Origin of the sequence: Pseudomonas sp., from assembly GCF_050739655.1 — a bacterium.
Classification (GTDB): Bacteria; Pseudomonadota; Gammaproteobacteria; order Pseudomonadales; family Pseudomonadaceae; genus Aquipseudomonas.
The window spans coordinates 1-7,894 of record NZ_JBOIBY010000014.1 but is presented as its reverse complement, the minus strand read 5'-3'; the positions used below and the strand labels follow the sequence as shown (position 1 = coordinate 7,894).

The window sequence follows — 7,894 nt, the reverse complement described above, 5'->3', positions numbered from 1 at the left end:
TGACAGTGAACAGCTTGCCGTAGGTATTGCCGGACATGCAGGACGCTCCGTGAAATGAACCTGAATACGTAATGCGCGCCAGTATACGCAGGCTACCCAAGTAGTTCATCCTCGAACCTTATGGGTGTCTGCGAGTCCAACCGGTATCTTGTGGATGATGGCGCGACAATGCTACGAGTTTTTCTCTTGACCCTTACCTTGTTTACGGGCTTTGCCCAGGCCACCGTCCTGCAACGGCCAATCTCGCTGGACACCGGCACCGGTGAGCTTTTCGGCTCGATGCTGTTGCCAAAATCCGACACGCCGGTGCCGGTTGTCCTGATCATTTCCGGCTCCGGCCCTACGGATCGTGACGGCAACAACCCCGATGGCGGGCGCAACGACAGCCTCAAGCGCCTGGCCTGGGTGCTGGCCAAACACAACATCGCCAGCGTTCGCTACGACAAACGCGGTGTGGCGGCGAGCCTGGCCGCCACGCCGGACGAGCGCAACCTGACGCTGGAGGCTTACGTATCAGATGCCGAAGCCTGGGCACGCAAGCTCAAAACCGATCCGCGTTTCGGCCAGCTGATCCTGCTTGGCCATAGCGAAGGTGCCCTGATCGCCAGCCTTGCCGCCCCCAACGTCGATGCGGCAGCGGTGATTTCCATGTCCGGCACCGCCCGGCCGATCGACCAGGTGTTGCGCCAGCAACTGAGCAATCGCCTGCCGCCTCCCCTGATGTTGCGCAGCAATGAGCTGCTCGACAGCCTCAAGGCCGGAAAAACCGACGACAACGTGCCGCCGCAACTTCAGGTGATTTTCCGTCCGAGCGTTCAGCCGTATCTGATTTCATTGTTCCGCCAGGAGCCGGCGGCGGCTTTCGCACGTTTGAAGATGCCTGCGCTGATCATTCAGGGCAGCAATGACATCCAGGTCGGTGTCGACGACGCCCGTCTGCTCAAGGCCGCCAAACCCGACGCCGAACTGGCGTTGATCGAAGGCATGAACCATGTCTTGCGCATCGTACCCAACGACGTCAAACGCCAGTTGGCCTCCTATAAAGATCCAAATCTGCCATTGGCAGCCGAACTGGGCGCGCGAATCCTCGGGTTTATTGACGGACTTCGCGCCCGTTAAGCGCAGTTTGTACTCCAGTCCTGAAAAAAACGGCCGATAAGCCTTTGTCGCCAGCGCAATGACTGGTGACACGTTGCGCTTGGACAGGATCTCGCCGTTATGACTGATACCCAGACTTCACCTGACACCACCGCTGAAAAAGACGCACCGCCAGCGGTCGAGCTGCCATGGGCGGACGTCCACGTCGAGCACCATAAAATGCTCCGTCTGGCGCCGTTGCAGACCGATCGCAACACGGGCGGGCGGCCTTTGCGCTTTGTCGAATTCGGTTATGCCGAACGCAATGACAAGCAACGCAGCCTGATGCGCATGAACATCACCCTGCCAGGCCAGCGGGTACGCAAGGAGCAGAATCATCTGGACGTGTGGGCCGACCACACTGAAAAGCGCGTGCATTTCGGCCCGGACAGTGGCCTGCAGATTGAACCGCTGAACCGTGGTATCGGTCGTTTCATGGCGGCGCAAGGCATCAACTGGGCGAAGAAACGCTGGCCCGGTTACACCATCGATGGCACCGACCTGAACAACAAGGACGCGCTGAACGAAGACACGCGCCTGCGCCGTGATCACTTTCTGCGGGTTCATGGCTTCGATGTGGTGTACGCCGATGCCCAACATCTGAAGGGCAGCGTCAAAGAAGTGCGGGTCGGCGACCTGCTGGGCGACTGGAACACGGAAAAGCTGCAAGTCGTGGAAATTCTTGAAGCGGCACAGATGCTCCAGCAGGCCGACCAGAACCTGGCCGAGCAGGAAGTCAAACTCAAGAAGCACGAAGAAAAAGTCAGCAAGTACAAACGTGAAGACGCGGGGCTGCGGTTCACGATTACCTGTTTGGTGGCGTTTGCGGTGTTTCAGGCGGGGTTGTTGATCTGGATTGCCACGCACCGTTAGATCAAAAGATCGCAGCCTGCGGCAGCTCCTACATTGGAATGCATTCTCCTGTAGGAGCTGCCGCAGGCTGCGATCTTTTGTTTTTGAAGGTCAGATACGGGAAGCGAACAACGACTGATGATCGCGGCACTGCTCCGCGGTCAGCATGAACACGCCATGCCCGCCACGTTCGAACTCCAGCCAGGCGAAGTCAACTTCCGGGTACAAGGCCTCGACGTGCACCTGGCTGTTGCCCACCTCGACAATCAGCAAGCCCTTCTCGGTCAGGTGATCCGCCGCTTCGGCGAGCATACGCCGCACCAGGTTCAAACCATCGTCACCGCAGGCCAATCCCAGCTCCGGTTCGTGCTGGTACTCGTCCGGCATGTCGGCGAAATCTTCGGCATCGACATACGGCGGATTCGACACGATCAGGTCGAAACGCTGACCCGGCAAGCCATCGAAGCCATCGCCCTGCACGGTATAGACCCGCTCGTCGACGCCATGACGCTCGATGTTCTGGTTGGCCACTTCCAGCGCTTCGAAGGACAGGTCGGCCAACACCACTTCCGCGTTCTGGAACTCGTAGGCGCAGGCAATACCGATGCAACCGGAGCCGGTGCACAGGTCGAGAATACGCGCAGGCTCGGTACCCAGCCACGGCGTGAAACGGTCTTCGATCAACTCGCCAATCGGTGAACGCGGGATCAACACGCGCTCGTCGACAATGAACGACATGCCACAGAACCAGGCCTCGCCCAGCAGATAAGCGGTTGGAACCCGCTCTTCGATACGACGCTTGAGCAGCAGCTGCAAGTGGGCCAGTTCATCTTCTTCCAGGTTGCAGTCGAGGTAGCTGTCGGAAATTTCCCACGGCAAATGCAAAGCACCCAGCACCAATTGACGGGCTTCGTCCCAGGCATTGTCGGTTCCATGGCCGAAAAACAGATCCTCCCCATGGAAGCGGCTGACGGCCCAACGGATATGGTCACGCAGGGTACGAAGGCGGGAAGTGATCACGACGGCAAACTCCAGAATAATCGACGGGCGATTCTATCAGCCAAACGACGCGGCGACGACGCGGGAAAAACGCGGGGGCAAATGTAGGACTATTCTCTTTTTTCAGCTCGGTATTGAACAAAACGGACCACTTGACAACGCTGCACGCCAGTAACGACGGTGCCTACGATGGTAGCGATTCACAGAAGCGCTCAGCCAGAGGACAATGTCGCAAAAGCCCCACTCCGAGGAGCCCCAGAATGTCCGTTCCACAAACGATGTTTCAACTCAGCGGTCGCGGTTATGCAGCGGCCAAACTGAGTCATGCGACCCTGATCATTATCGATGCCCAAAAAGAGTACCTCAGCGGCCCCCTGGCCCTGAGCGGCATGGATTCGGCGGTCGCAAACATCAAACGATTGGTGACTGCCGCCCGTGCGGCCGGCCGGCCGATCGTGCATGTCAGCCATCTGGGTACAGTTGGCGGCCTGTTCGACCCACGGGGCGAGCGCGGTCAGTTCATCCCGGGGCTGGAGCCCCTCGAAGGCGAAATCAAGATTGAAAAGATCCTGCCGAGCGCATTCCACGGCACCGATCTGAAAAAACGCCTGGAAGAGCTGGGTTCGGTGGACCTGGTGGTGTGCGGCTTCATGAGCCATTCCAGCGTCAGCACCACGGTGCGGGCAGCGAAAAACCTGGGTTTTCGCTGCACCCTCGTGGAAGACGCCTGCGCTACCCGCGACCTGCCCTACAAAGGTGGCGTGCTGAGCGCCGAGCATGTACACCAGACTGAGATGGCAATCATGGCGGACAACTTTGCTGCCGTCGCCCAAACCAATAACCTGATCTGACAACACTCAATGAGCGGCCAATGCGCCGCTCATCCACAAAAGCCTCTGATCTGCTGTAATTGTCATAGCCTCAGGAACATCCCGGTCAACTCCCGGTCGAAGGGCCGATTACCCATTGAGGAAGGTCGGAATGAAGTTATCCGATGGTTTTGACGCTCGCCGCTTGCGGCCCAAAGGCCAAAGCAACTGGCGTTTTCGAATCGGTGCGGCATTCGCCGCATTGCTGGCAATGAGCGGCGTGCTGATGGCCATGGCCGCTGCAGCGGCGCTGTTCGGGCATGCACCCGCCCTTGGCGAGTTGAACACCAACCGCGCCGGCGCAGCCGTGATCCTGGCGATTGGCCTGTTCGTGCTGTACCTCGGCGTATGGCTGTGGCGCCGCTGCCGTCGTCGCTCGCGACAGTCGCAGCAGCTGAACATGTCCCCGCACCTGATGAAAAAACACGACTGAGACCCCAGTCGAGATCGAACGCTGCGCGCAAGACGCGCCCTCATTCGCCTGGAGTTGGGTAAACTGGCCGCCCTTCGCGGAGGCTGACATGCAAGACGACGATTTTTCCCTGTTCAAAAGTGCGATCCAAGGCGTCAAGCCGATCAAGCACGATCGCGCCGAAACCGGCAAACCCAAGGCTGACCGCGCGCAAATCGCCAAGCTGCGCCAGGCTGCTACCGTGCGCACCGATGCCACCACCGTTGATGGGCTTTCCGACCAGTTTGTGATCGACGTCGGCCCTGAAGACGAGCTGATGTGGGCACGTGACGGCGTTCAGGAAAGCCAGATGCGCAAGCTCAAGATCGGACAGATCCCGTTCGAAGGCAGCCTCGACCTGCATGGCATGAACGTGGAAAAGGCCCGGGAAACACTCTGGGCTTTCCTGGCCGAAGCGACCAAATTCGAAATCCGCTGCGTGCGCGTCACCCACGGCAAGGCCGTACGGCTGGACGGCAAGCGCCCGATGATCAAAAGCCACGTCAACACTTGGCTGCGCCAACATCCGCAGGTACTGGGCTTTACCTCGTGCCAGGCGAAACATGGCGGTGCCGGAGCGGTTTATGTGATGCTTAAACGCACCATGATGGAAGGTCGCGACGAGTAAAGCTGTTGCGTCATGCTTGCAGCGCCGTGTCCGCCACCGTACCCTTGCCCTTTGCGTAAAATCCCACAGGTAGTTTCATGTCCCTGGAACAGAATTACACCGCGATTCTATAGGGGTAAGGCAAAGTAAGAATAGTCAATGAAATCGGGCACTTGCTTACTTAGGCGTACCCGGTTTTTACCTGCTTTACACGGTCAGTGGTACAAAAATTGGTACAGGAATTGTCTTGGGTAAAAGCTAGAATTAAAAATGATTTTTTGCCCCACTCCGAACCGAAATCGCCAACATTTTTATTTTCCAATCCGTAAATCAAATTTCGTTGCTTGATGTTAAAGTGCCGCACCAAAAAATCGTGTTCTCACCGAGCAGGCCGTACCGCAGGCAGGGATAGCACGCAGGCGCACAGGAAGGGCAATGACCACAACAGTTTGTGATATAGCGAACAAGATTCTGACCACTGACTCGCGTTGGTCATGGGAAACTGAATCCGCTGTGCTTTACGTCGACGACGTGCGCTTTGAAAAAATGATTTACATGAAGGACACCGTCTACCAGTTTGCTGGTAATTCGCGTGTCATCCAGGAGTGGAAAGATTTCGTCGCTGCTGACCCAAAATCTGCGGCAGAACGACCTACTCTTGACGGCATATCGCTGATGATGTATGACGTTAACGCAAACGCAGTGCTTTTGGCACACAATTGCTGCTGCGGTAATGACGAGGACCAGAGGACCATATCTATTTTCTCTGGTACTGGTATGGTGCATGCCTTGCCGGCATGGGCCGTTCATCGTTGCGCTTATAAGGCACTCGAGCACGCAGTTTCTATGGATCCCTTTTCAGGTGGCACCACGAAGTTTTTTGAACTGAATGACTGCCGACACAATCTCATGGAAGAAGTACGTGTACTCGATATCAATCGAGCTCTCCCACTTAAAGGGTACGTTATGACTAAATCGCATAATGAAAGTAAGTTAGGCGATCCAATCCCTGCAGCCGAAGCCGCCGCAAACGACGCTGATATCCGCAGCGTTGTCGAGCAAATTGCTGAAGGTAAGCTCGCGCCAAGCGCACCATTTATGTATATGCATTGCAAAGCGACTGACGAGCAAAACAAGGTTGCAGACGCGGCATTGAACGCATTATTCAGCCGGTAAGTATTTCAGTAAATACCTGCCGTGGGAGGGTCAACTCGACCCTCCCCGCAAGGTACCCTCCAAGGCGTCCTGCCGAATTAACACCATCCAAAAACTTCCTCTTCGTCGACACACACTACTCATTTCATCACGCCTAGATTACTGTACATCCAAACAGCATCAGTAAGGCATCCCGTGTTCCCCTACGAAATCGAAGACACAGACGACTGGCTCGGCACTCCGACACCGCTCGAAACCTGCCGTCACCAGCTCCGGATGTACGAAAACGAATTCGAAGAGCTGAACCTGCAGCTGCGTGAGGCGCGGGGAAAGATATTCAAACTGGTGGAGATGCACGCCGAGGCTTCCCATGAGCGTGACACTCTTAGGGCGCAACTGATCGCTGCCAAGGCTGAAGCAGACAACGCCAGGAGGCATGCGAACGATATCGAAATTAAGGCCAACGGCGAGTTGATGGCAAACGGGAAGCACATCAGCGAACTGACCGCCCAGATTCGGGCGCTCAAAGGGCATACTCCATTCGCCGAGACTTTCCACCACCAGCGAAACAGTTCCGACACATGAGCCGGAGTTACGGCACATCCTTTAAGAAGACGTGCCCACCAAGCTTAAGTGTCTGCTTCGCCTTTGCAGCCCAGGCCGGCGGCGTTTTCATGCTGACGGCGTAGTAGTGCGTGGCGCCGCCGGTGGGATCGGGCACCAGCCCATCGATCACCTGGTCAGCGGCGATTCGCGCCTGCGCTAACTCGCGGAACGGGACCTGCCGCACACCACTCAGGAACGGATGGTTAGGATCGTTCCGGTTCCAGCAGCTGAACTGGTACGGCCTCTGGCAGACACCGGCGTAACCCTCGCCCCACCAGGACTTTTCTTTTCCATCGAACACACGGTTGCGAATCGTCCAGGCTACGGCGACTTTTCCGGCTGGCGATTCGCCACGGGCCTCGCCCCAGATTGTGCGAGCAAGGATGTCGCGGTCTTTTTCACTGATTGGCATCACTATTCTCCAGGCAAAAAAATACCCGCTAAGGGCGGGTGCGTTGTGCTGCTTGGGCGTTTTAGTTCAAATCGCTTACTGATGTTTGAGGATCGGCCACGATAACAGGCACCACCGGCTCAACCGGCCACACTGGCGCGGCGTACCAGGTAGGCTGCACGGTGACTTTGCCCAGTGCGAACTTATAGGCTTTCCAGGCTTTCAGATTGATGATCAGAGCGGCCTGTTCTGCCTCATCCTCTTCAGTCGCCTCGCCCGCATCAATGCCATAGCCCAGCGTATCGATACGATCCTGAATTCGTGCGATCTGCACCAGCGCCTTGGCATTCCTCGCGGATAACTCGGCCTTCGCTGCAGCGAGCTGTGCGGCCTGCGCGGCGGCGTCCTTCATGGCTTTAGTGATGAGCTGCGACCAGTCAATATTCATTGAGCATCCTCGGGCGAAGTTCCGACTACGGGTTCAGGGAGCGGACCTGGAAGCACCACGGGGCCATCCGGAACGTTTTCCAGCGGGACAGGAAAAGCCTGCTCGGGGCTGTAATTCCACGGGTTTGGTAGGAGAAGAATGATCTTCAATTCACCATCGACTTTCTCCACATCCCCAGCGAACCATTCGGAGTGGATCGCCGAGTTGGGCAAAGTGTCACCCTCGCCCATCTGCGAAAAATCGAAAACCTCTCCATTCACGGTAAGAACGCTACCCACCTTAATGACCTCTATAGCATCGTCACGGCGCTGAGGCCGAAGCTCAATTCTCATTAAAACCATCTCCCGTGAATGACGTAATCAGTGGTCGGAACAGCAGA

The 7,894-nt window shown here is 56.9% G+C and carries 11 protein-coding genes; 7 read left to right on the top strand and 4 right to left on the bottom strand.

Annotation, left to right across the window (positions count from 1 at the left end; all coding sequences use genetic code 11):
• Positions 1 to 120 precede the first annotated feature (120 nt).
• Entirely contained in the window at positions 121 to 1,119 is a 999-nt protein-coding gene (locus tag ACRESJ_RS00800; RefSeq protein WP_431756176.1) for an alpha/beta hydrolase, read from the top strand.
• A gap of 99 nt (positions 1,120 to 1,218) precedes the next feature.
• On the top strand, positions 1,219 to 2,010 hold the full coding sequence (locus ACRESJ_RS00795) for a hypothetical protein (protein ID WP_431756175.1): 792 nt from the start codon (positions 1,219 to 1,221) through the stop codon (positions 2,008 to 2,010).
• 90 nt (positions 2,011 to 2,100) lie between these two features.
• On the opposite strand, the gene prmB is transcribed toward ACRESJ_RS00795, so the two are convergent.
• Positions 2,101 to 3,009: a 50S ribosomal protein L3 N(5)-glutamine methyltransferase gene (gene prmB / locus ACRESJ_RS00790; RefSeq protein WP_431756174.1), complete on the bottom strand. Its 909-nt coding sequence runs from the start codon at positions 3,007 to 3,009 to the stop codon at positions 2,101 to 2,103.
• 239 nt (positions 3,010 to 3,248) lie between these two features.
• Here prmB and ACRESJ_RS00785 point away from each other — a divergent pair, with 239 nt between their 5' ends.
• The 5 genes from ACRESJ_RS00785 to ACRESJ_RS00765 all read left to right on the top strand — a co-directional run bounded on the left by ACRESJ_RS00785 (position 3,249) and on the right by ACRESJ_RS00765 (position 6,655).
• Positions 3,249 to 3,839 carry a cysteine hydrolase family protein gene (locus tag ACRESJ_RS00785; protein ID WP_431756173.1) on the top strand — a complete coding sequence of 197 codons (591 nt, stop codon included), beginning with the start codon at positions 3,249 to 3,251 and terminating at the stop codon, positions 3,837 to 3,839.
• A gap of 130 nt (positions 3,840 to 3,969) precedes the next feature.
• Positions 3,970 to 4,290, top strand: a complete 321-nt coding sequence (locus ACRESJ_RS00780) for a hypothetical protein (RefSeq protein ID WP_431756172.1) — start codon at positions 3,970 to 3,972, stop codon at positions 4,288 to 4,290.
• An 88-nt stretch (positions 4,291 to 4,378) separates the two neighbouring features.
• The gene (locus ACRESJ_RS00775) at positions 4,379 to 4,936 is read left to right on the top strand and encodes a Smr/MutS family protein (protein WP_095059191.1); all 558 of its coding nucleotides are present in this window, start codon (positions 4,379 to 4,381) and stop codon (positions 4,934 to 4,936) included.
• 414 nt (positions 4,937 to 5,350) lie between these two features.
• Positions 5,351 to 6,091, top strand: coding sequence for a hypothetical protein (locus ACRESJ_RS00770; protein ID WP_431756171.1), 741 nt, complete (start codon positions 5,351 to 5,353; stop codon positions 6,089 to 6,091).
• 174 nt (positions 6,092 to 6,265) lie between these two features.
• A complete protein-coding gene (locus tag ACRESJ_RS00765; protein ID WP_431756170.1) occupies positions 6,266 to 6,655 on the top strand; it encodes a hypothetical protein in 390 nt (129 codons plus the stop codon).
• A 7-nt stretch (positions 6,656 to 6,662) separates the two neighbouring features.
• On the opposite strand, the gene ACRESJ_RS00760 is transcribed toward ACRESJ_RS00765, so the two are convergent.
• From ACRESJ_RS00760 to ACRESJ_RS00750, 3 genes are all read right to left on the bottom strand, one after another.
• Positions 6,663 to 7,088 carry a cell wall hydrolase gene (locus tag ACRESJ_RS00760; protein WP_431756169.1) on the bottom strand — a complete coding sequence of 142 codons (426 nt, stop codon included), beginning with the start codon at positions 7,086 to 7,088 and terminating at the stop codon, positions 6,663 to 6,665.
• 61 nt (positions 7,089 to 7,149) lie between these two features.
• Positions 7,150 to 7,515 carry a phage tail protein gene (locus tag ACRESJ_RS00755; protein WP_431756168.1) on the bottom strand — a complete coding sequence of 122 codons (366 nt, stop codon included), beginning with the start codon at positions 7,513 to 7,515 and terminating at the stop codon, positions 7,150 to 7,152.
• A complete protein-coding gene (locus tag ACRESJ_RS00750; protein WP_431756167.1) occupies positions 7,512 to 7,847 on the bottom strand; it encodes a hypothetical protein in 336 nt (111 codons plus the stop codon). Before ACRESJ_RS00750 ends, ACRESJ_RS00755 begins: the two co-directional genes overlap by 4 nt.
• Positions 7,848 to 7,894 lie beyond the last annotated feature (47 nt).